The organism is Tildeniella sp. (genome assembly GCF_059505325.1).
The window spans coordinates 37,413-58,714 of sequence record NZ_JCACKI010000016.1 but is presented as its reverse complement, the minus strand read 5'-3'; the positions used below and the strand labels follow the sequence as shown (position 1 = coordinate 58,714).

Genomic DNA, 21,302 nt, shown 5'->3' with positions numbered 1-21,302 from the left:
CACGCGTCTGGTTAAGCAATCATGATCGATTCAAAATCCTGCAATTTGGTCGCCTCTAGCACATAGCTTTGACCATAGATGCGAGGGAGTTTTCCGGTTGTTGTCAGCACCTGTCTGACTTCGGCGTTGGTGATGCTTGCCAGGGCGCGATCGCTTGCCAGCGCAATCCCAGCCGCAATGCCTACGCCATGCCCCACTGCTGTATTGAACTCTACAATTCTGCCTGCTGCACAGGCGTAGCCATCAAAGCCCGACGCTGGGCTAACGACTGCCAGATTGGGCACCGCTTGAAGCAACGCATGACGAATGCCAATGTTAAACAGCGGCGGATGGTGAAACGAAATGCTGCTCATACCTTTTGCCAGTGCTTTGTTGCCCAATCCCGTAATGCCACCCCGCACATCCAGGTAATAGCCAAAGGTGCCGATCGCGCTGCTTTCCGGTACACCCCCAAACAGCATCTGAGCACCGCTCAAGGGGTCTACTGCGCCTTGAACATTACCAGCATGACGGATATAAAGCTCTGATGCTGCCTTCACCGCTGTCGCGCCAAAGCTTTTCAGCCACTGGGTCACAAAGCCGATTTCCTCCAGCATCGCAGGCGTAGGTTTGGCAGCACCCCGCGCCAGCGCCTCCGCTTGAGCACCCGTCACATAAAACATGAGCGCATTCCAGGAAAGGCGACCACCTGGCAGTATGGCGATGTTTGCCTGATCCAGCAACACGCCACTAGCAGCCAAAAACATTTTCTTGCCACGAAAGGCGTGATACGTCACAGATAAGGCTCGACTGCGGATATCGATGTGGTCTTGCCCCACGTACATCGTGCGAAGATTGCCCTTCTCATCCACAAAGCTTTTGCGGATCTGGTCGATCAGCATGGGATCAGAGCCAGCCGCGATCGCAAGATAACGTTGTGCCTCCGCATCGTTGCGATTAGTGAACCGTTTGAGGTAGTTCAACTCAATCTCTTTGAGACGCTGAACGCTCAAGCCCTGGCTTTCAAACACCAGCGTCACAGGCAATTCTGATTCTGGCAAGTCAAACGTAGCAAAGCCCTGTAGCTTCTTCACGCCAGCCATTTGAGCCAGCTCGGCATTGACGCTAGAGTCGATAAACTGCTTGCCCAGAAACGTATTGCCCGTTGCAAGTTGAATGCCTTTCAGGTTCTTACCGTCTTTGAGCACCGACTGAATTTGTACGCGGCTAATAATGTCAGCACCGATCTCACTCAACATGGCACGCAGCGCCGCATCGGCTTTGCGCGGATCAAGCCCAATTTGCAACACGCCCGATCGCTGCAAAAACTCTTGATAGATTGCAGACGGGGCACCAAAGGTCGGCAATCCGTAAGCTTGACGAATGTCAGCTGATAGTGTGCAGCGATCGAGGTACGCCAAGCCTCCGCGCACCAGATGTCCGCCAACGCCCTCCTGAGAATTGCCCTTGAACATCAGTAGCGATCGCGGTGCTTTACCTGTGCGGCGACGATATTCTCTGGCAGCACTGACTAGCGCCAGTACACCGGGCACTTCATCACCAAAGCCAATCACATCATAGGAGCGGGGCGGTTGTGTAGCGGCTGTCATAGTCTTGCCAGAAGAGACGATACTTTAGGACACAAAGAATAACCGATGTCTTTCGGAAAGCGCTGAATTCGCTTCCTTTTTTTTCGCTAGTTATGCTTCACATATAGCAGTCCTAAATCATTTGTGAGCAAGACTTAATCATTTAGCGGTCAGCCGTCAGCGATCAGCTTTTTTACTGACGGCTGATCGCTCGTACCAGTGTGATCCTCATCATTCAAATAGGATCGCTATAGAAGTTAGATACAATGCCGTTGAAACCACTCTATTACAATGGCTGTAAGACAAGCCAAGAGAGATTGTTATGACGAAAGCGGCGATCGGGCAACGACTCACCTTTGAGGCATACCTGAACCACGACGATGGTACAGACACTCACTATGAACTGGTCGCAGGAGAACTGGCTGAGATGCCTCCAGAAAGTCGTTTGAATTCGCAGATCTCGTTTTTTCTGGCGCTTGAATTAGCGAAACTTATACCCAGCGATCACATTTGCCATAAAGATACCGAAATTGAAGTCACTGGCGTACAGGCACAAGTCCGGCTCCCTGACCTAATGGTGCTATCAGAAGAGCTAGCGGTAATGTTAGGCGATCGACGCGGAACCATCACACGCGAGATGCCGCCGCCTGTGCTAGTGGTTGAAGTGGTGTCTCCTGGCAAAGCAAATGAAGAACGAGACTACCGCTACAAACGCTCTGAATATGCCGCTAGAGGAATCTCTGAGTACTGGATTGTTGACCCACAGCAAGCGAAAGTAAGCGTTCTCACACTGGTTGCTGGATTTTATGAAGCAGAAGAGTATACGGGTGCAGCGATCGTTCAGTCCCAATTTGAAGCACTCGTGTTAACGGCTGACCAAGTGTTGCGATCGCACAAATAAGTTTGTCCTGCACGACGCTGCCGTAGGGCAAACATGGTCCAGTTTTTGTTCAAAATGAAACCGCTTTATCGTTCATTACCAATGGCTGACGATGCTGCCCAACGCTGCGATGTCGAGATGGTCAACTGCAAAGGCTCGACGCAGTAAATCGGTAGGTATGAACTCGTCGTATTTTTGCAGTTTGGGTGCTTCGTCCTCGCCTAGTAAATCGTCTGCACTCATGCGACGATCGCCCAGAGATTTAATTTCGTGATACAGGCTAACGGTGCTGCACTTGCCCATATTGACAACGAGAAAGTAGGGCGATCGTCCTGAAACGCCTTTAATTTTCAGTGCTTCTCGACAAGGGAGACGGAGGAAGCGTTCTAACGTGCGGACTGCGATCGTGCCTGCCCAGGGCAGAATACAGCAAGCGTTGCCTTCTAGGGGAAAGAGGTAGCTACTCTCTAAGCCTTCTTTTTGAGCGAGTTTACGAGCAGTGGCTAGTCGCGCTTTGGCACCGGGTTGGAGATAAGGGTATGCAGTCTCTTCTAGTAGTGCCTGTCGCATTCGCTGAAGGACGCGGGTATGAATGTTGCCGCTGCTGCCGCGCCAGGAAACAGTAGAGGTGCCGATCGCGGGTTTGACCTGAAGCACCTTTCGACGGTTATTGACTTCGGTCACTTCCCAGATGCGTCCAGCCAGCGAGAGGCGATCGCCCACGGCAGGCGGCACAACCACAGTCCCAAGCGCTACTCCGTCGCTCCAAACCGCGTATTCTTCGCTGTCGGGAAAAATGGCGTAGAACTTAAAGTTTTTCACAATGCGTTCTGCCGTCATCCCTACAATGAGTCCGTTTTCCTTGGTGCGCTGAATGTGGTCTAGCTCGATCCAGTGGCGCAAGACCTGGCGAAAATCGTCTTGGGAGATGGCGCGAAACGGCGGCAGTGTGAGGATGTGCTGTGCGAGGGCAGCGGGAGACAGTTCGCCTAGAGCAACCAGCGTACTCATGGTTTGCTGATAAAGCAGGCTAAACGGATAGTGCAAGGGGGCGATCGGCTCGATCCACTTTTCTTCTAGATAGAGCTGAATGACTGCAATGCACTGGAGCAACTGCCAGGGAATCAGCTCTGGGAGCGATTCGCCGCCTGTGGGTCGGTCTTCAGCACAGACAAACCGCATATCGGCTGGAGTGCCTCGCCGACCCGATCGCCCTAACCGTTGCAGAAAGCTGGCGACCGATGGCGGTGCTTCGAGCTGAATCACGCGATCGAGTTGCCCCAAATCGATGCCCATCTCAAACGTGACGGTTGCTGCCGTTACCGTTGGACTGGTCGAGTCGCGCATCGCGTTTTCGGCGGCTTCCCGAAGCGGGGCGGCAATGCTGCCGTGGTGAACGTGATAAATGTCGGGAAACCCTTTGGCAGCAGCAATTTGCCGCAGTGAGGCAATGACAGTCTCTGTTTCAGACCGTCCGTTGGCAAAGATCAGGCACTTGCGAGACTGGCTCTGGTCGAACAAATGGCGCTGGTAGGGGCTGAAGGCTTTGTCCCGTATGTCGCCTCTTGCCCGCACGACAAGGCTGGAGGTGTAGAAGTGCTCTAGCGCCAGTTGAATGGTACGCGATGCTGCTGGCAGGTGGGGCGTTGTCACGGTACGGTTTGTCCCCGATCGCAACCAGTCTTCTGCCATGCCATAGTCGCCCAGCGTGGCTGATAGCCCAATGCGTCGCGGCTGGTTTTGCGTTAACTGAGCAAGCCTGGACAACTGACACAGAATCTGAGCACCGCGATCGGAGCCGATAAAGGCATGAATTTCGTCAATAATGACAAAGCGGAGGTCTCCAAATAGCCGATCGAGTTCGGTGTGTTTATTGATTAGCAGGCTTTCCAACGATTCGGGCGTGATTTGGAGAATGCCTTTGGGCTGCTTGAGTAACTGGTTTTTGCGGCTTTGCACTACATCGCCATGCCATGCCCAAACGGGAATATCGGCTTGCTTGAGCAGGTCTGAAAGGCGATCGAATTGATCATTAATGAGCGCTTTAATCGGACCAATGTAGAGTGCGCCGACGCTGGTTGGCGGTTGCTCGTACAAGAGGGTCAGCACTGGCAGAAAGGCGGCTTCGGTTTTGCCCGATGCAGTCCCCGCCGCAATGAGTAGGTGCGTGTCGGTTTCAAAGATTACGCGACAGGCTTCTATCTGCACCGGACGTAAATCTGCCCAGCCTTGGCTATAAATGTATTCCTGGATAAAGGGAGCGAGACGGTAATAAGGAGCGGTCATATTCACTGCAAACGGTTTCTGAAATCGTTAAGTTTGTGTTGTGAAACACAGGTTTAAACCGCGATCGCGGTGTGTCAAACCACGAAAATAATCGTTATATTCACCCACTAGAAGCCTGACTTCTAGCGTTTACGTTTCTCGCCTATTTCAGGTTTAATTAAAATTAGCATCTGCTTTAAGAAAGATTTTGCTCACGATGTAAGCTGTATAACATCACTCTTGATGTATATTAGTCTCCTGCCAATAGAGTTAGCCTTTTAAGGCAAAATGACATCAAAAGACTAATTTTTCTAGTTCCCACAAAATTTGGGTTGAGTGAGCGGTATACTCTACATTGAGTGTGCTTTTGGCAGTAGCAATCACTGCTTGCTAAACCGTTGTTCTTAGGTTTTTAGGAGAGTCGAATTATGAACATTATTGCGTGGATCGTTTTAGGCTTGATTGCAGGTGCGATCGCAAAGGCTATCTATCCTGGTACTCAGGGTGGTGGTCTTCTTGCAACGCTCGTTTTAGGCGTTGTGGGTGCCTTCATTGGTGGTACGTTGTTTACCTTGCTGACGACAGGAACGTTTGCTCTTGCTGCTCCAGGTTTCAGCATTGGCGGCATCGTTGTGGCAATCATCGGCGCGATCGTGGCTATCTTCCTGTGGGGCTTGATCACCCGCCGGGCTGCTTAGACAACTGTGTAGCGAAATGCGTAGGGGCGAAGCGTCTAGCGATCAGGTTCTGGCTTCTAAGGCAGAGCTGTAGCTCATGACTTTGTCCCTATAGCTTATGGCTGTACTCGACTATTTTGCTTCATTTCGAAGTTTGGATCAGCGAAGACGGCAATCGTTACGATAGTGGGCTGTTGCAGCAGGCACGATGTCTGCGCAACGCTCTCACCGTTTTTAGTTTGACCCACTCTCACACTGTAAACTCAGCGAATTCATTGGTTTCATCGATCGACTCGTCTTTGTGCGCCTTCGATGGTTGAAAAGTCGAGCCTTGCGTGACTTGGTTAAGCGTCATTTTAGGATTCTGCTGCAAAACGCTTAATACACCCATAAAATCGCGCACTACTTCGCCAGGGGTTAATAGCGCTTCTGCACCTACACGGCTGGTAACTGCCCCTAAAAAGTCTTGAAGCTCCCGTTGGGTCAGGCGTGGCTTGCTGTTGTGATGAGTCGCATGAATGTCCAATAGGCGCTGTAGTAGCCCCAAAATATCCTCCTTGGTGAGCGGTTCCAGCCAGATGGCAGGTCCCGAAACATCTTCCGCGCCAACGGTGACAAAGCGGCTTTTGGCGGTGCGACGTTGCCACGCAGGATCGCTATAAAGCCCACGCCGTGGGTCTTCTAATAACTGGGGCGTACCGCCGATTATGGTACCTAGGTGGCTAACTCTACCTTGCATGGCATCGTTGAATATTGCCAGCAATTTGTCGTAATTATTTTGACGGGCGATCGTCGTATTGATTTTATAAAGGTGAATCGCTTCGTCCAGGAAGATGAGCAAGCCTTTGTAGCCAATGTCAGCGACGAAGCGCGCAAAGAGTTTGATGTAGTCGTACCAGGTTTCATCGTCGATAATCACCCGTACACCGAGTGCTGCGCGCGCTTCCGTTTTAGTCGCAAATTCACCTCGCAACCAGCGTAATGCGGCTGTTTTCTTACTGTCATCATCCGTGCGATAGCCAGACCAGTAAGTAATGATGACGTTGGCAAACTCAAAACCGTTAACCAGATCGGCGACCTCTTTCACGACTTCACGAATTTTGGCTTCTACCTGACTGTCAAAACCATCGTCATTTGGTTTTTTTCCGGTTTCTTGGGCAACCTGAGTCTGGATGCCTGCAATCCAACGCTCCAAAATGATGGTGAGTGCGCCGCCATCAGGACGGCTCTTTGTTGCCAGGTTGTGCATCAATTCACGATAGGTGGCAACGCTAGAACCATTGCTGCCTGCCAGACGACGTTCCGGCGTGAGGTCAGCATCAGCGACGACAAAGCCTTGTTCCATGGCATAGTTACGCAGCAACTGTAGGGTAAAGCTTTTACCCGCCCCGTACCGACCGACGACAAACCGAAACGCACTCCCCCCCTCGGCAATAGTATCCAGGTCTTGCATGAGAGCTAAGACTTCTCGTTCACGCCCAACGGCGATATGTTCCAGCCCGACGCGCGGCACAACGCCTGCACTGAGGGCATTGATGAGCGCTGTCGAGACTCGTTTAGAAAGTTTGGGCAGAGACATGGGCGTTTCTTCGTTCACTCAGTGCCAGGTTCATTTGTACCAGGACGATCGCTTATTCATCATAGTAAGACCTGCAAGGCAATACTCTGCGCCTAGTTTGCCTGATTCATTGAGGCAGTTTGATCAGAAGTTGAAGCTGGAGAGGTAAATCTATGTGGTAATTTCACGGAGTCCTGTACTTAATTTTACTAAGAGCTTGCTACGATCGAAGCAAATCGATCATCTTGCAGGTGCCGCGCTCATCGTAGACTAACTGATTCTAACGGCTCATTAGTTTATGCTTCCTGGCTAATCATCTGATCGTCTGTCAGACGCTCTGACGTTTAGGGTCTATATGCGTTGCCTCTCTACTAATCGAAATGATCGCGTTGCGATGTATCGAGATGATCGCGCTGTTTGTCGAGTCTGACCCGCTCCGATCGCCACAGATTGGTTGAGAAAGCCATGCATCAGTATTCAAATGAATTTGAACAAGCTAATACACCGATGGCGACGATCAGTACGAACGCTGAGTGCCTGGTGCCAGAAGTGCCGCCAGACGTATCGCCAGAGACCACTGCTGCCTGGGCGACTCCATCTGTACCAGACGCGTCGAAAGCGGCAATACAGCAGTTAGTGATGGAGCTGCAAAGTGAACGATGCCTGAATCGCCTGGGTCAGCGGCTGAATGCCTGCGTTTCGGAGTATCTTGCAGCTGTCGATCGAGACGCTACAGTGAGTCACGTTTCAGTGCCGCCAGCGCAAATTTTGGCAGAGGAATTAAGTCTGGGTCTGAATCAAAGTTGCGCCGTTGTCCTGCCAAGCATAGAGGCTGTGAGCGATCGTGGTGAACCGACTGCGCACTCGCTCGAATCAGTCTTTACGGTTTACGTGATCGCCTCAGGACACGCCAAACCTGCACCAGGAGAGTCGTGTCTTGCCTCGGCGATGCCTTTAATGCCGTTTACTTTGGGGCAATCGTTAAGCGATCGTGATTTGCAGTGCTGGCGAACCCAATTCCCTGCCTGTGCCTGGCAGATACATAACGGTCAGGTTATTTTGGGCTGGCTGTTGCTGAGTCCGATTGCGGCTGATTTCCAGCCAGACACGCTGAATGTGCTGGATCCACTCGCCTCCTTAAAGGCTCGTCTCATTGAGCAAAGTCTCGATCGGTACCTTGCAGCCCTGTGCCAGGTTGAGCAAATTCAAGCGCAAGCACAGCAACGAGAAGCGTTAGCCGCTCACAATCACGAACTGCAACAAGCAAACCACCTGAAGAGCGAATTTTTGGCAAACACGAGCCATGAGATCCGCACGCCTCTTAGCTCGATTCTGGGCTTTACGCACCTGATGCGTGAACAGGGCTTCAACCCCAGCAGCCTGAAGCATCAGGAGTACCTCAACATCATTTTAAGCAGTGGTCAGCATTTGTTAGCGCTGATTAACGACATTTTAGATCTCTCAAAAATTGAGGCAAATCAGCTTGATCTGCACTGGGAAATCGTTGCCATTAAGTCGGTCTGCCAAACCGCGATCGCCCTGGTGAAAGAAAAAGCAAACGATAAAGGGCTGTCACTGACGCTAGAGATTGCGCCCCAGGTGGATACACTTGTTGCCGATCCGCTACGGCTAAAGCAAATGCTGTTCAATTTGCTGTCGAATGCGCTCAAATTTACGCGCCAGGGTAGCGTGGGGCTACAGGTTACAGTAGCCGATGATCTTCATTTCACCGTGTGGGACACGGGTACAGGCATCTCAGAAGACCAGCAGCAGTTGCTTTTTCGCCCTTACTCACAGATTGCGAATGCTGCCGCTAAGCGTGACGAGGGCACAGGCTTAGGGTTAGCGCTCACGCAAAAACTGGCAGAGCTTCATGGTGGTCGGGTTGAGATCCATTCTCAGTTGGGTCAGGGTTCACGCTTTACGATCGTGCTGCCCCTGATACCAATCACTGAGAACGACGCTGAGGTAAACGTCAAGGCTGGTGAGCTTGAAGCAGTTGAGACGGTTCAAGCAGCACCGTATGTCGGCGAAACGCTTCCTGCTCGTGACCATCCCCGCTCAATGACTCAAACAACTAAGTCTGCACGTTTGCCAGCTAATCCGCACGTCCGCTCGGCATCTGACAAACAGCCTCCTCTACCTACCGTTAATATACCGACGCGCTCGAACCATCTTTTGCTAGTGGAAGACAACACCTACAACGCCAAACTGATGCTGACGTATCTCAGCAAGTTGGGGTACGAAGTTACCTGGGTGAAGGATGGCATTGAGATGCGGCAGGCGTTGGCGCGGGCATTGCCAGCCTTAATACTGATGGATATTCATCTACCCGGTGAAGACGGGATAGCGCTGACGCATCAGCTTAAAGCAGACGATCGCTATTGCTCTATTCCCATCATTGCGCAAACGGCAATGGCGATGTCGGGCGATCGTGACCTGTGCTTGGAGGCTGGAACGGTCGCATACATTTCTAAACCGATCGACTTAAAGCTGCTGGCGCAGCTCATTGCTCAGTACGTTAAGGGTATCAAAGAGTAGAAGTGGGAAGAGCGGCTGTGGTGGCTGGTGTTGAGAGTTTTACAACCAGGGGGGCATCTGTAACGCTGAGCGTCAGCTGAGTGGGTGACGTATAGGCTGTGATCGGGGCGATCGATTGATTGGGTGCATACGTGGTTGCCTGCCCCAACGCGGTGTTGAAGTTTAACGTCACAGTTTGACCAACGGTTTGATCCGTGCTGGGAACTTCAAGCCAAAGGACAAGGTAAAAGTCGCCGTTTCTCTTTTCCAGCAGCGTGTGATGAACGTTTTGGGTTGTGCCACCGATGGAGTAGTTGAGTGCCCCTAATGGAGTTGGCGTGACGATCGCTGCTGTCGTCGTGCTGGTTGCCGTTGTTGCAGGCTGTGGATCATTGAGTAAGCCAATCAAGTTTTTCAGTGCTGTATACGCAGGCTTGGGTGTGCCATCGCTGCGGATCAGTCCATAGTTGTTTTCGCTGTTGTTTGGGTCAGCTTTCTGATCAATCAGCTCATACGAGAAGGTGCGGGGAACGCCTTGATTGAAGCTTTCTAAAAAGAGCCGGGGAATATACTTACCCTGTACGGCTTCTGTGACGGGTCGATCGGATGCTGCGCTACCAGTCGAGTAGCCAACCTCAGTGGCAATTAATGGCTTGGTGCCAAAAGCCTGCGATCGCAGCGCATAGTCTTTCGCAAGGCTACCGTCACCCGGATTCTTGGGGTTGTTGTAGGGGTGGAAACTGCCGTAGTCTACCCACTGGCTCAGGTCGCCGATCGCGCTGCTAGAGGTGGAATAGACAAAGGATGGACCAATGATGGGAATGCTTGCGGTCGCGGGATCTGACTTGAGCGCTATGTAAACATCTCGTGTAAAGTCGCGCAGGTAGCTGATCCAACCGTTCCCTGTGACGGGTTGACCGTTACGGCTGTAGCTAAACAGGTTGTAGAAGAGGTCGAATTCATTCAGGATTTCTACGGCTTCTACTCCAGCCGAGACGAGTTTGACGAAGTTAGCGACGGTGTAACCAGGGGGTTTGGTGTCGTAAGAGGCATCGGGACCAATACCAATGTTAGGGTCAAGTACCAACGTAGACTTGATGCCTAGACTACCCAACTCATTGATGCGCTGAATCCAGGTTGGGTCGCTACCACCATCGCGAATATGACGTACGCCCAAGTCGAGCAAGGTTTGCTTGATGAATGGATAGTTGCCATACGCTGTGTCGTAGTAGCGGATATGAGTGTTGATGCCGATCGAATCTACAAACGAGTTAGCGCTTTTGGCTGGTTCACCTGTGGCAAACGCAAGGGTGCTGATGCCCTGAAACAACTGACTGGCTGGAATAATTTCTTTAGCCTGAGTGGGGCTAGACCATAACAACTGCGATGTGGCACCGCCTGTGCTGTCGTAATACTCCAGCTTGATGTCATACGACTGACCGGCAACAAGGGCGATCGAGCCGCTGTTTTCAATCACATCGTGATCAGTCCAGTTATTGATGAGCAGTTGCCCGTTAACCCATAGCCTAATCCCATCATCCGATCGGGTGTAGAACGTGTAGGTTTCAGAGGTTTTAGCCTGCACCTGTCCCGTCCAGCGAACCGCAAAATTGTCTGCTGGCACGATCCAATTGGGGGCATTGGTGCCCCACACAAAATTCACGGTCGGGTCAATTTGCGACCATTTGAGATTCGTGAAATCTTTGCCCTGGTAGTACTGCGCCCGCAGCCCAGACTGGTTAGTGGCAGTAGCGATCGGTGCGGCTGAAGCGCTTGGAGGGATGCTACTAGAGGCAAGGGCGTTACTAGCCGTTAAGCTGCCCGTTTGAGTAGTCAGGGCGGAAGTAGCAACTGCATTGGTGCTGATATTTGTACTCAGATCAGAGCTGCTCGTTGCAACTGCGACGTTTGAATCTGACACTGGTAGTTTCCCTAATAAACGAACTTTGCGTTAATGAGCCTCAGAAATCAGTAGCCTGCCGAGCCAATACTCAGAACTGCCACTTGCCTTGAGTGCTACTACGGAACGAGCTGTTTGTCGGGAACACACGCATTTGATTTATAAAGACATCGGCAAAGGGACGCTGACCAACAATAGCAATGTAAAGCGTTAAAAGCGTTAACTGGAATACATGTCTACGACAGAGCCACGATCTGCAACAGCCGCGATTAATATCTACCATGAGTTTTCATAAATCTCAACCCCTGAGTCAAATTTACTAAACTGTAGTAGTTGCTTCGTTGTCTAAACGGAGCTGTTTTATGTGTAGATAACGACGGTTGCGGTTGCAAAACGTCATGGATTTGATGATCTTTTCTGATGCGAGAACGGGTGAAACATGAAACCTTCTAATGACAGTTGAGAGCGCTGAAAGCTAGCAGCCGCAACCCTTTCGAGTCAACTGAGAGCAGAATTTAGTGTGATTTAGTCACTAAACGTTCGACTGACTAAGCGACTTGCTTTACTTCCTCCTCAATGAAAATTCCTGATCGTTGTCTTCATAGAAACTTTAAGTAAGCTTTAAATTCTGGCTGCTATTCAGGTTGCCCTTTTCTATCAACAAGCAACAGCTTGACTGAAAATCTTTAGATGGTTGGGTTATCCTCTGATCGCATGGAGTGAGATCCGTTCAGTTGGGATGATTGGCGCGATCGTACTGCCACTACTATAGAGGTACCTTCACAAGCGCTATTGATTGTGCCTACAACCATTTCTGAGCCATTATCTTCTTCAGGATCGACCTCACTTCATACCGTTCCTGATGCTCCTACGCGTTTATGGATGCCTGAGCGCGTTTTGTTTACGCCTTCAGCGTTGGAGCTACCTTGGGGACAGCAGATTTTATCACGGGTACAGGCGCTCGATCTGCCTGTGGAAGCGTTGCCACGCGATCGCTTGACAGGTTTACGGGGTGAGGATGACCGCGAGACGTATGCGATCGCCAAGCGTACCCTTGCGGTGGTGGTCGCCCCACCCAGCCATTTTAAGCTCAGCCCCATTCCACCGTCCGCCGACTGGCAGTTTCATCTGGCAGAAGGCTGTCCGGCTCACTGTCAGTATTGTTATCTGGCAGGCAGTTTGCAAGGTCCACCTGTGATTCGGGCGTATGCGAATCTGCCGCAAATTCTAGAGAATCTAGCAGCGTATGAACGTCCCGGTCAGGTGACATCGTATGAGGTTAGTTGCTACACCGATCCGCTCGGCATCGAGCACCTCACAGGTAGCCTTGCTGAATGCATTCGCTACTTTGGTACTCGTCCCGACGCGCATCTCCGTTGGGTGTCAAAGTTTGATGGGGTCGATCGCCTGCTTGACTTACCACATAATGGGCGCACACGCTGCCGGGTGAGTGTGAATGCTGCTCCGATCGCCCAGCGGCTTGAGGGCGGGACGGCATCGGTTGCTAAGCGTTTGCAAGCACTGCGACGATTGGCATTACCACGATCGCAGGGTGGTGGTGGCTACCCGATTGGACTGGTGATCGCGCCCATTATGCCGATCGACGCTTGGCAGACTCATTACAGTGAGCTGTTTGATGCGATCGAGGCGGCGATCGACTTTGATTGCGATCTTACCGTTGAGCTGATCTCCCATCGCTTTACCCCCGGTTCTAAAGATGTGTTGCTGAGCTGGTATCCCAAGACGACACTTGATTTGGATGAATCGACTCGCAGCGTGAAGCGCAACAAGTTCGGCGGCACGAAATATGTTTATCCTGCCGAGATGATGAAAACGCTGCGCCGCTTCTTTGAGCAAGAAATTGCCCGACGCTTTCCGCAGGCGAAGATTCTTTATTGGACGTAGGAGGGCAGAGGGCAGGAGGCAGAGGGCAGAGGGCAGGAGGCAGAGGGCAGAGGAAGCAGAGGTAGCAAGGGGGGGCAGGGGAAGCAGCCTTAACTCCAAACTCCAAACTCCAAAGCTTCCACTGCCTCCTTTGCTCCCCCTACGTCACTAATTCGGCGTATACCGCCTGTGTTTCGTCATAGACTCGCGTAACCTTGAGCCAATCGAGATTCTGGTGCGATCGCCTTTTCCACTCCTTTAACAACTCAGGATCACGCAGCAGGGGTGCGATCGCGTCTGCCAATGCTGTAGGCTCTGCCGCTGGCACCAGTAACCCAGCCTTGCCACCATCTAGCGCTTCGGGAATGCCATCCACGTTGCTGGCGACGATCGCGCACCCTGCTTCCCGTGCTTCTGAAAGTACCAGTCCAAAGGGTTCTTGACGGGATGCGAGGACAAAAATGTCGGTGGCGGTTAGATAGCGCTTCGGTTCTGCCTGATAGCCTTCAAAGTGAATACGATCGACAATGGCTGTCTTTTGTGCCTGTGCTTCAAACTCAGCGCGATCGGGACCATTCCCAATCAAATAGAGATGCACATTAGGAAACTCGGTTGCCAGTGATTCAAACGCCGTAATCAAGTCTGCAATGCCCTTGCGGTGATACATGCCAGCAAGGGTGGCGATCGCAGGACGCTGAAGTACGACAGGCGGCAACTCCGATAGCTGTTCACGCGGACTGCCCAAGGTGCCGTTGCAAACCACGCGCAGCTTTGACTGAGGAATGCCTCGCTGTGCCATTGAGTTAGCAACGGATTGACTGACAGCAAGTACGCGATCGGCTAACCCCATCAAAATGGCGCTGCGCTGAAATTCGTTGTGGACAGTAGACACCAGCCCATACGGTGAGCGTCCCCGGAGTGCCCACGCCAGTACCATGCCTGTCATCATGTGAGCGTGAACAATGTCTGGCTGCATGGTTTGCACCAGCGATCGATACTGTCTCGCAGCCCGGAGCAAATTGAGCGGTTGGCGACGTTGATCCAGAGTCACATGCGTCACGCCGTAACGGGTCAACAGGCGATCGTACTCCCCTCCCCCAGACGCAACGACTACGGTATGTCCGGCTTCTGCCTGCAAGCACGCCAAATCAACCGCCACGTTCACAATGCCGTTGCCAATTTCTTGAATGTGGTTGAGGAGGTGCAGAATTCGCATGATGGTTAGCTGACCCGAAGCGCCTTTTGGGGCGTTAGATTTGCCAACATATCGATATATTGATCAACGACGCGATCAACCGAAAACTCCTGGGCGCGTTGGCGGAGAATCTCAGGGGCGATCGGCGCTTGCAAGGTCGCTAAAATGCCGTCTGCCAGTGCTGCTGGATCATTCACAGGCACCAGCTTGCCATATTTGCCGCCATCCAGAATCTCAGCGGGTCCACTGGGGCAATCGGTGGAGACGATCGCGGTGCCTGCTGCCATTGCCTCGGCAACCACATTGCCAAAGCCTTCAAAAATTGAGGACAAGGCAAAGACATTAGCTTGAGCCATATAGGCATAGGGATTTTCTGCAAAGCCTGGTAGTGCTACATCGTCTTGCAAGCCCAACTCGCGGATCTGTGCCTCTAGCTTTGCTCGATCTTCACCTTCGCCTAAAATCATCAACCGTGCCGATCGCTGTTGGCGCACGATCGCAAATGCCTCTACCAAAGTGGGAAAGTCCTTCTGGCTGACCAAACGCCCTACGCCCAGAATGACAGGCGGTTCTCCGGTTGCAAACCAGGGATGATTCACAGGCTGCTGCATTTTTTCCAATACCGCTGGCGTAACAACGGGATTATAAATGACCCGAATCGTGTCCGCTGGAATGCCCGTAATCTGCGCCACATCATCTGCTACGCCTCTAGAAGCCGCAACGATCGCATCTGCCCACGGATAAAACAGGCGCACCAATTTGGGTCTGATACGCCCGATCGTGTTGGGCTGATGATCACGAAATTGCTGCGATAGGTTCGTTTGCACACACATCACAATGCGAGTGGATGATCCTGCCAACCGTCGTGCCCACGTTGCAGAGCTGAGAATATCCAACGCCGAAAACAGTACGGACGGCTGCTCCTGTTGCAAATAGCGACGTAATGCCAGTGTCTTCGATACCAACAGCGGCGATCGTGCCTTCAAGTCCACAATCCGAATCGAAGGCGGCACTGTGTCCAGGTAGGCTCCTTTCGTTTCTGCCAGCACCAAATCGACTTTAAAACCACGTGCTGCTAGACCTTCTGCCAGGTGCAGCATAGCTCGTTCGGCACCACCGCCTTCAAGGGCAGGGAGGAAGACGCTAAGAGTGGTGGATTGAGGAGTGGAGGGCATGGGAGGTGAGGTGAGTGGAAGATAGAGGAGGTTTGAGTTGTTTTTTCCTGACTTCTGGCTTCTGCTTCTTCGCGGAAGTGAGGTGTGAGGAGTGAGGGGGTGAGGAGTGAGGGGGTGAGGAGTGATTTCGAGTTGATCCTGACCGCTGACCGCTGACCGCTGACCGCTCCCTTCTGCCTTCTGCCTTCTTTTAACAACTAACAACTACTTGCAGCAGTTGATCAATCTGTTGGCGAATTTGCTTTAAATCAAAGCGATCGATCGCTTCAACTTGGGCGGCTTTGGCGATCGCCTGTGTTGCCGCTGGGTTTGCTTGGCAATGGGCGATCGCAGCAGCGAGTGCTTTTACGTCTCCAGGTGGTACAAGCCAGCCAGTGACACTGGATTCTATCAGTTCCACAGCGCCACCAGAGGCAGAGGCAATCACGGGTCGCCCACAGAGCATCGCTTCTGCAATGACGCGCCCAAACGGTTCAGGTGCAGTGGAGGTGTGAGCCACTAGATTGCAGGCTTGCATTAACGGCACCACATCAGAGCGGAAGCCTAGAAAATGGACTCGATCGCGCAGTCCCAGTTTTTCTACTTGCGCCTTGAGAGTTTGCACGTAGTCTTGTTCACCAAACAGAGCATCGCCGACAAAGAGAACTGCAACATCTTCAGGACAGTGAACGAGCGCTTCCAGCAAAATATGCTGTCCTTTCCAGGGCGACAGGCGACTGAAATGACCCACGACAAAGCGATCGACCAATCCCATCTGTTGCCGTAACTGGGTCGCATTCGTGTTTACTTTGTATAAGTTTGGCTCGAAACCGTTGTAGACGACAGCCGCTAGATCTGCCTGCCCACCAGCGCTGATGAAGGCATCGAGGCTTGCCTTTGATGTCGCAATGACCTGACTGGCACAGCGGTTGGCTAACGTGACAGCAAGACGACGATTGGTAGGGCTGAAGTGGTCGATCGACAAAATATCGTGCAAATGGTAAACCAGCGGACGACGGCTCAACACGCTTGCCAGTGCCCCAACGACTAACGCCTTCTGAGTATTGGCATAAATTAGGTCATAGTTGCGGCTCAGACGCGCCACCTGTAGCGCTAATGGCAGCAGTTGACCGAGGCTTTGCAACCCTTGCACTAAGCCGCTTTCTTTACGTACCCGCATTGGCTTCGTTGCTAATACTTGTACTGGCACCCCACGTTTTTTTAGCGTTGCTTGAAAGGGACCATCTGTGAAGAGGCAAACCAGACAACGATCGCGATACGGCTGCACAATATCTAGAAGACACAACTCTGCGCCTGCCAGTTCGCCACTTTGATCAAGAAAAAGAATCTTCATTGCTCTGGTTGCAGAGGTTGAATTGAGAGGTTTTGTAGCAATTGCTTGTGGGTTCACAACTGTACGCCTTAAACCATTAGCCATAGGCACTTCGATCCACGCATAGGTTAAATATCCCACGCCTAATGTGGTTGCCAGTAACAAACTGATCGTAGCTGTATACCCAATACTGCTGATGAGATTAGTTGCAACGATTAGCTTCAAAAAAACTGATAAACAAAGGTAGTGTGTCAAATAAATTGAATAAGAGGCATCACCTAAAGAAGTAAATAGCCGTGCTAGTGATGACCTCGTTTGATGGCACGATCGCTGTACGTCGAACGAAGCCGAACCCAGGACAATGAGCATTGATGGTAAACCGTAGGCAAAAACGGGGTTTAGTATGAGCGATCGCTGAGCCTGAGCAATACCAAATAATAAGAATAGTGACGTTCCTAAAAATAGAAAACCCGTTTTTTGTGTGTTGAAGCGATTTTTGCGAATCAGATCAGCAGCCAGACAGCCAAACAGAAACTCGAAATTGTGAGCACTAAAAACAAACTTAAACAGAAAGTAATTATCTAAGTTGAAGCTATCTGAAAGGCTACTCAAAAGGACAGCTATTGTACCGATAAACCATCCCAGCAGTAGGTAACTAAACCGTCTGAGCGGTAGTACTATTGCAAGTGCGAACAAGCCATAAAAGAGCATCTCATGGCTTAACGACCAGCCTACAATTAAGATTGGAAAATGCTGCTGTGGTACCAACAGTAACGATTTAATAATGACGGCTAAATCACGTTCATAGCCGTAACCAAGCTGAGGCTCTAAAAAATAGATGGGCAGTATTGCTAATGTGATTAGCCAGTAGAGCGGATAAATCCGAATCAGACGTTTGAGGATGAACGGCTTGAGGCGATCGCGTTTTCCCACATCTGCCTGATGCACAAAGAAAATAATGAAACCACTCAGCACAAAGAAAAAGTCAACTCCAGCGCCACCAAACGCAAACAAATTGCCTAAAAATGGTTGACCAAGCTTTTCTTGACTGAGCTGGGTGGCGTGAAACAGCAGCACTAGCAGCGCAGCGATGCCTCGACAGATTTGAATGCCTTCTAAGCGCGGCTTAACGGTTTTCTGTACAGCATCCGAAGGCAGTGCACGATCGCCGTTCATTCGCTGCGTCGCAGTCATTGCTCCATCATTTACAAACGGTTTCACGAGCCAATACACCTCATACCCTGCCATCAACACATTGCCCTCAACACACTGCCATCACGCGCTTTCAGCTTCGAGCGCCAACAGATGTTGATAGCGGTAAAAGCGTTGGGCTGCCAGTGCGATGCCTGCAAAACTCCACATCACCACACCTGATAGTGCCAGCGTTGAACTACCCAACCCGATTTGGGCAAACACCCCCAGGCTGATAGCGCGTGATGCACTCATAAACGCGTCCGATCGTCCCTCTGTTCCCCGAAACAGGCTGAAAAAAAGGAGAATCATGCCGCCCAAATACGGTATAGTGCCGAACCAGCCCAAGTTAAATAAGATGGATAAAATGCCGCTGTCATTGCTGCCCAGGCTATCGTTTGCCAGCACAAAACCCAGTCCGTTACCCGGAACTTCTGCCAATGCATCGCCCAGAATTTGACCGTAGCCTTCAAGTCGCTGGTTGTAGCTCACGTCGTTCTGCGTGTTGGAAAAGGTTTGCAGACGTGCCGCGATCGCCCCTGAAAATGGCTGCATATTCACCAACGGAATGACACAAATTGCCATCACCAGAATCGTCACAATTAACCGCATTTGCAAGCGCGGCTTCAGCGATGGAATGTACATTACCACGCCTACAGCCCAGCCCAACCAGGACGATCGCACCAGCGACAGCAAGAACGACAGGTAGCCCACTCCCACCGCTGCAAACCGGAGCGTACTCTGACTGCTAAACAGCAACAGCAGTCCTGCCATCATGACGGTGGCGAACGGACCTGGTGAATTCATGGTGCTGAAGACGCGCATTCCCAATGGTTCAGGAGTGCCAAAGGCGATCGCCTTAGAATTGATCAGCCAAAAGCGATCCCACTCCGGTGCGACAAGATACTGCATCACCCCGTATGCGCCAGATACCAGTACACCCCACAAAAACACGCGTTCTAAATTCTGGCGGTATGCAGGGTAGCTCCGCCAGTTAACGAACAGATGAAAGCCAAACAGAATGGGTGCTAACCAGTTCAACAACGGGACTACAACGGCTGTCGGTGGATACTTAATCAGCCCCACTAGCAAGCCGTAGAGCACTCCTGCTGCCGACAAAATAAACGGCAAGCCATCCTGCCGCAGGTAGCGAGGCAGATACTTTACAAACGTCAGCGCCGTCAGCATCATCACCAGAAACGGTGCCAGCAGCACAGGGCTGGGGTCAACCCATCCGCTCTGAAAATCGATTAAGCGACGCACAAACGGAGACAAAAACGCGAGCCACCAGGCAAAACCCACGTAGAGTACCGGATAGCGCCGGAACAAAAACAAGCCAACCAGCAATGCTCCCGCTGGATACGCCAACCGCAACAAGCCACCTGCACGTGCAAGGATACAGAGCAGCGAGAAGAATACCAACCCCAACATGGCAGTCCATGCCAATGTTGGCTGTAGACCAAACTGGGGACGAGGGGTGGGAGTAGCAGCGTCGGGTTGCATGGGAAAGGCTGAAAGAGTTGTTGGTTGTTAGTTGTTGGTTGTTAGAAAAAGGCAAAAGAAGTGAGAGAAGTAGGGGAGAGCAATGAAGGGAGTCAGTGATCGGGAAAGGCTCATGCACTAACAGCTAATAACCAAAAACTAAAAACTGGTTTAACTCAAAACTCTACTCCCTCCCCGATCGCCCCTCCTTCCAATCAATCTCATACAATTTGACTTCCTTCAAAAAGATATAGAAACTCCATAACCCAGAGAGGGTAAAACCAGCCATGCCCTGACGAAACATGCCGTACCAGAGATACTGCTGCACGAATTTTGCGGATGGTTTGAACAGCAGTCGCAGCAAGCTAAACCGAGTGCCATTGCGATGAGCCTGCTGTGCATCCAGATCAGTGTAACGGTTGAAGCGAACCACTAAATCGCTGATGTCGCGGAAGCCGTAGTGCCAGATCACGCCGGGTAATTTCACAACGGGAGCATCCTTCACATCCGGTCCTTCGTGTACCAAAACGTCCTTAATCCGAAAAACGGTTTTGTTGTAGAGGCGAGTGTGATACTCCGGTCGCGTATCGAGCCATTTGTCCCAAAAATCGCCGATGCGAACGGCAGAAAAGGCATTGGCTGCGATCGTGTTTGCCTGTTTCCATTCCAGCAACGCGGTTGCTAGGCGATCGTCAATCACCTCATCCGCATCAATAAAGAGAATCCAATCATGCTGTGCCTTGTCAGCGCCAAAATTACGCTGGTTCGAGTAGCCCGACCAGGGATTGTGATACACCTGACAGCCCAGATCGTGAGCGATTTGCACGGTGGCATCTTCACTGCCGCTATCAACCACCACAATTTCGTCAGCAAATGACTGGCACGATCGGATGGCATTGGCAATGCATTCTTCTTCGTTCTTAGCAATGATGACGATCGAAAGCTGTCTCGACTGCATGGCATCGACTGGATTGAACAAGGGCTTCTGGCTCAACTGCATCATGGCATCTTCATCGAAATGTAGAACACTAATGGGAACTTGAATTTCAAAGAATACCCGTCTTCTCAGTTGTATCCCTTAAAATCGAGCTGGCACCGTTTCTTGCAACGCAAGACGTTTAATCCTAACTTATGTCGAAACTTGCACTGCTGATTGAGGTTAGTGAATACGAAGCTGGATTACCTCCCTTGCCTGGTGCTCAGAGAGATGTTAGGGCAATGAAGCGCGTTTTACAAAATCCTCATAGGGGCAATTTCGATGCTGTAAGCTTGCTCTCAAATCCCAGCCCAACGGCAATGCAACTGGCAATTGAGACGTTGTTTCTCGAAGATCGCCGTAAAGAAGATTTGATTTTGCTTTACATTTCTAGTCACGGTGTCCGCGATGATGATGGCTGCCTTCACCTCGCAACGCGCACAACCCAACTGCGGCAATCCGGGCAAATCTTCACAGCTACTGCTGTTCCTGCCAGTTTCATTCAGTCTTGCATGAGTCGTAGTCGATCGCGTCGTCAGGTGCTGATCCTGGACTGCTGTTTCAGCGGCGCGTTTGCAGAAGGTATGCAGGCGAAAAGCTTAGAGCAGCCGATCGCACTACTCAACCAACGGTCAACCGGAATCAAATCATGGGCATCCGCTTGCTGATTGTTGTGGTTAAGGTGAATTGTGCCAAAAGCTTTGTCGCCAAGAGCGATC

The 21,302-nt window shown here is 51.4% G+C and carries 14 protein-coding genes and 1 pseudogene; 5 read left to right on the top strand and 10 right to left on the bottom strand.

Annotation, left to right across the window (positions count from 1 at the left end; translation table 11 throughout):
• Positions 1-11: 11 nt before the first annotated feature.
• Positions 12-1,589, bottom strand: coding sequence for an FAD-dependent oxidoreductase (locus AC5JO6_RS06920; RefSeq protein ID WP_496080314.1), 1,578 nt, complete (start codon positions 1,587-1,589; stop codon positions 12-14).
• A 301-nt stretch (positions 1,590-1,890) separates the two neighbouring features.
• Between AC5JO6_RS06920 and AC5JO6_RS06915 the strand changes: the two genes are divergently transcribed.
• Entirely contained in the window at positions 1,891-2,469 is a 579-nt protein-coding gene (locus tag AC5JO6_RS06915; protein WP_496080313.1) for a Uma2 family endonuclease, read from the top strand.
• Positions 2,470-2,544: 75 nt separating this feature from the next.
• Here the strand turns inward: AC5JO6_RS06915 and AC5JO6_RS06910 are convergent, their stop codons facing one another.
• A complete protein-coding gene (locus AC5JO6_RS06910; RefSeq protein ID WP_496080312.1) occupies positions 2,545-4,734 on the bottom strand; it encodes a DEAD/DEAH box helicase in 2,190 nt (729 codons plus the stop codon).
• Between the two features lie 407 nt (positions 4,735-5,141).
• Between AC5JO6_RS06910 and AC5JO6_RS06905 the strand changes: the two genes are divergently transcribed.
• Positions 5,142-5,411 (top strand): GlsB/YeaQ/YmgE family stress response membrane protein, encoded by a 270-nt coding sequence (locus AC5JO6_RS06905; RefSeq protein WP_496080311.1) that lies wholly within the window; start codon positions 5,142-5,144, stop codon positions 5,409-5,411.
• Between the two features lie 229 nt (positions 5,412-5,640).
• On the opposite strand, the gene AC5JO6_RS06900 is transcribed toward AC5JO6_RS06905, so the two are convergent.
• Positions 5,641-6,969: an ATP-binding protein gene (locus AC5JO6_RS06900; protein ID WP_496080310.1), complete on the bottom strand. Its 1,329-nt coding sequence runs from the start codon at positions 6,967-6,969 to the stop codon at positions 5,641-5,643.
• Between the two features lie 444 nt (positions 6,970-7,413).
• On the opposite strand from AC5JO6_RS06900, the gene AC5JO6_RS06895 reads away from it, so the two are divergent.
• Entirely contained in the window at positions 7,414-9,489 is a 2,076-nt protein-coding gene (locus tag AC5JO6_RS06895) for an ATP-binding protein (RefSeq protein WP_496080309.1), read from the top strand.
• Here AC5JO6_RS06895 and AC5JO6_RS06890 read toward each other — a convergent pair.
• Positions 9,479-11,389 (bottom strand): PA14 domain-containing protein, encoded by a 1,911-nt coding sequence (locus AC5JO6_RS06890; RefSeq protein WP_496080308.1) that lies wholly within the window; start codon positions 11,387-11,389, stop codon positions 9,479-9,481. The two genes, AC5JO6_RS06895 and AC5JO6_RS06890, sit on opposite strands and share 11 nt — an antisense overlap.
• Positions 11,390-12,250: 861 nt before the next feature.
• Between AC5JO6_RS06890 and AC5JO6_RS06885 the strand changes: the two genes are divergently transcribed.
• Positions 12,251-13,273, top strand: a complete 1,023-nt coding sequence (locus tag AC5JO6_RS06885; protein ID WP_496080354.1) for a spore photoproduct lyase family protein — start codon at positions 12,251-12,253, stop codon at positions 13,271-13,273.
• A gap of 139 nt (positions 13,274-13,412) precedes the next feature.
• On the opposite strand, the gene AC5JO6_RS06880 is transcribed toward AC5JO6_RS06885, so the two are convergent.
• From AC5JO6_RS06880 to AC5JO6_RS06855, 6 genes and pseudogenes are all read right to left on the bottom strand, one after another.
• Positions 13,413-14,468 carry a glycosyltransferase family 4 protein gene (locus tag AC5JO6_RS06880; protein WP_496080307.1) on the bottom strand — a complete coding sequence of 352 codons (1,056 nt, stop codon included), beginning with the start codon at positions 14,466-14,468 and terminating at the stop codon, positions 13,413-13,415.
• Positions 14,469-14,473: 5 nt separating this feature from the next.
• Positions 14,474-15,622, bottom strand: a complete 1,149-nt coding sequence (locus AC5JO6_RS06875; RefSeq protein WP_496080353.1) for a glycosyltransferase — start codon at positions 15,620-15,622, stop codon at positions 14,474-14,476.
• Positions 15,623-15,812: 190 nt separating this feature from the next.
• Positions 15,813-16,955, bottom strand: a complete 1,143-nt coding sequence (locus AC5JO6_RS06870; RefSeq protein WP_496080352.1) for a glycosyltransferase — start codon at positions 16,953-16,955, stop codon at positions 15,813-15,815.
• Between the two features lie 114 nt (positions 16,956-17,069).
• Positions 17,070-18,110, bottom strand: a pseudogene (locus AC5JO6_RS06865) (acyltransferase family protein); the annotation flags it as partial.
• Between the two features lie 99 nt (positions 18,111-18,209).
• Positions 18,210-19,628: an O-antigen ligase domain-containing protein gene (locus AC5JO6_RS06860; RefSeq protein WP_496080306.1), complete on the bottom strand. Its 1,419-nt coding sequence runs from the start codon at positions 19,626-19,628 to the stop codon at positions 18,210-18,212.
• A 163-nt stretch (positions 19,629-19,791) separates the two neighbouring features.
• Complete coding sequence (locus tag AC5JO6_RS06855; protein ID WP_496080305.1) at positions 19,792-20,610, bottom strand: glycosyltransferase family 2 protein; 819 nt, start codon at positions 20,608-20,610, stop codon at positions 19,792-19,794.
• Between the two features lie 128 nt (positions 20,611-20,738).
• Between AC5JO6_RS06855 and AC5JO6_RS06850 the strand changes: the two genes are divergently transcribed.
• A complete protein-coding gene (locus AC5JO6_RS06850; protein ID WP_496080304.1) occupies positions 20,739-21,251 on the top strand; it encodes a caspase family protein in 513 nt (170 codons plus the stop codon).
• Positions 21,252-21,302 lie beyond the last annotated feature (51 nt).

Coding starts and splice junctions, on each gene's coding strand:
- AC5JO6_RS06920 (WP_496080314.1), bottom strand. CDS start 1,589: ATGACAGCCGCTACACAACCGCCCCGCTCCTATGATGTGATTGGCTTT.
- AC5JO6_RS06915 (WP_496080313.1), top strand. CDS start 1,891: ATGACGAAAGCGGCGATCGGGCAACGACTCACCTTTGAGGCATACCTG.
- AC5JO6_RS06910 (WP_496080312.1), bottom strand. CDS start 4,734: ATGACCGCTCCTTATTACCGTCTCGCTCCCTTTATCCAGGAATACATT.
- AC5JO6_RS06905 (WP_496080311.1), top strand. CDS start 5,142: ATGAACATTATTGCGTGGATCGTTTTAGGCTTGATTGCAGGTGCGATC.
- AC5JO6_RS06900 (WP_496080310.1), bottom strand. CDS start 6,969: ATGTCTCTGCCCAAACTTTCTAAACGAGTCTCGACAGCGCTCATCAAT.
- AC5JO6_RS06895 (WP_496080309.1), top strand. CDS start 7,414: ATGCATCAGTATTCAAATGAATTTGAACAAGCTAATACACCGATGGCG.
- AC5JO6_RS06885 (WP_496080354.1), top strand. CDS start 12,251: ATGCCTGAGCGCGTTTTGTTTACGCCTTCAGCGTTGGAGCTACCTTGG.
- AC5JO6_RS06880 (WP_496080307.1), bottom strand. CDS start 14,468: ATGCGAATTCTGCACCTCCTCAACCACATTCAAGAAATTGGCAACGGC.
- AC5JO6_RS06875 (WP_496080353.1), bottom strand. CDS start 15,622: ATGCCCTCCACTCCTCAATCCACCACTCTTAGCGTCTTCCTCCCTGCC.
- AC5JO6_RS06870 (WP_496080352.1), bottom strand. CDS start 16,955: ATGAAGATTCTTTTTCTTGATCAAAGTGGCGAACTGGCAGGCGCAGAG.
- AC5JO6_RS06860 (WP_496080306.1), bottom strand. CDS start 19,628: ATGCAACCCGACGCTGCTACTCCCACCCCTCGTCCCCAGTTTGGTCTA.
- AC5JO6_RS06855 (WP_496080305.1), bottom strand. CDS start 20,610: ATGATGCAGTTGAGCCAGAAGCCCTTGTTCAATCCAGTCGATGCCATG.
- AC5JO6_RS06850 (WP_496080304.1), top strand. CDS start 20,739: ATGTCGAAACTTGCACTGCTGATTGAGGTTAGTGAATACGAAGCTGGA.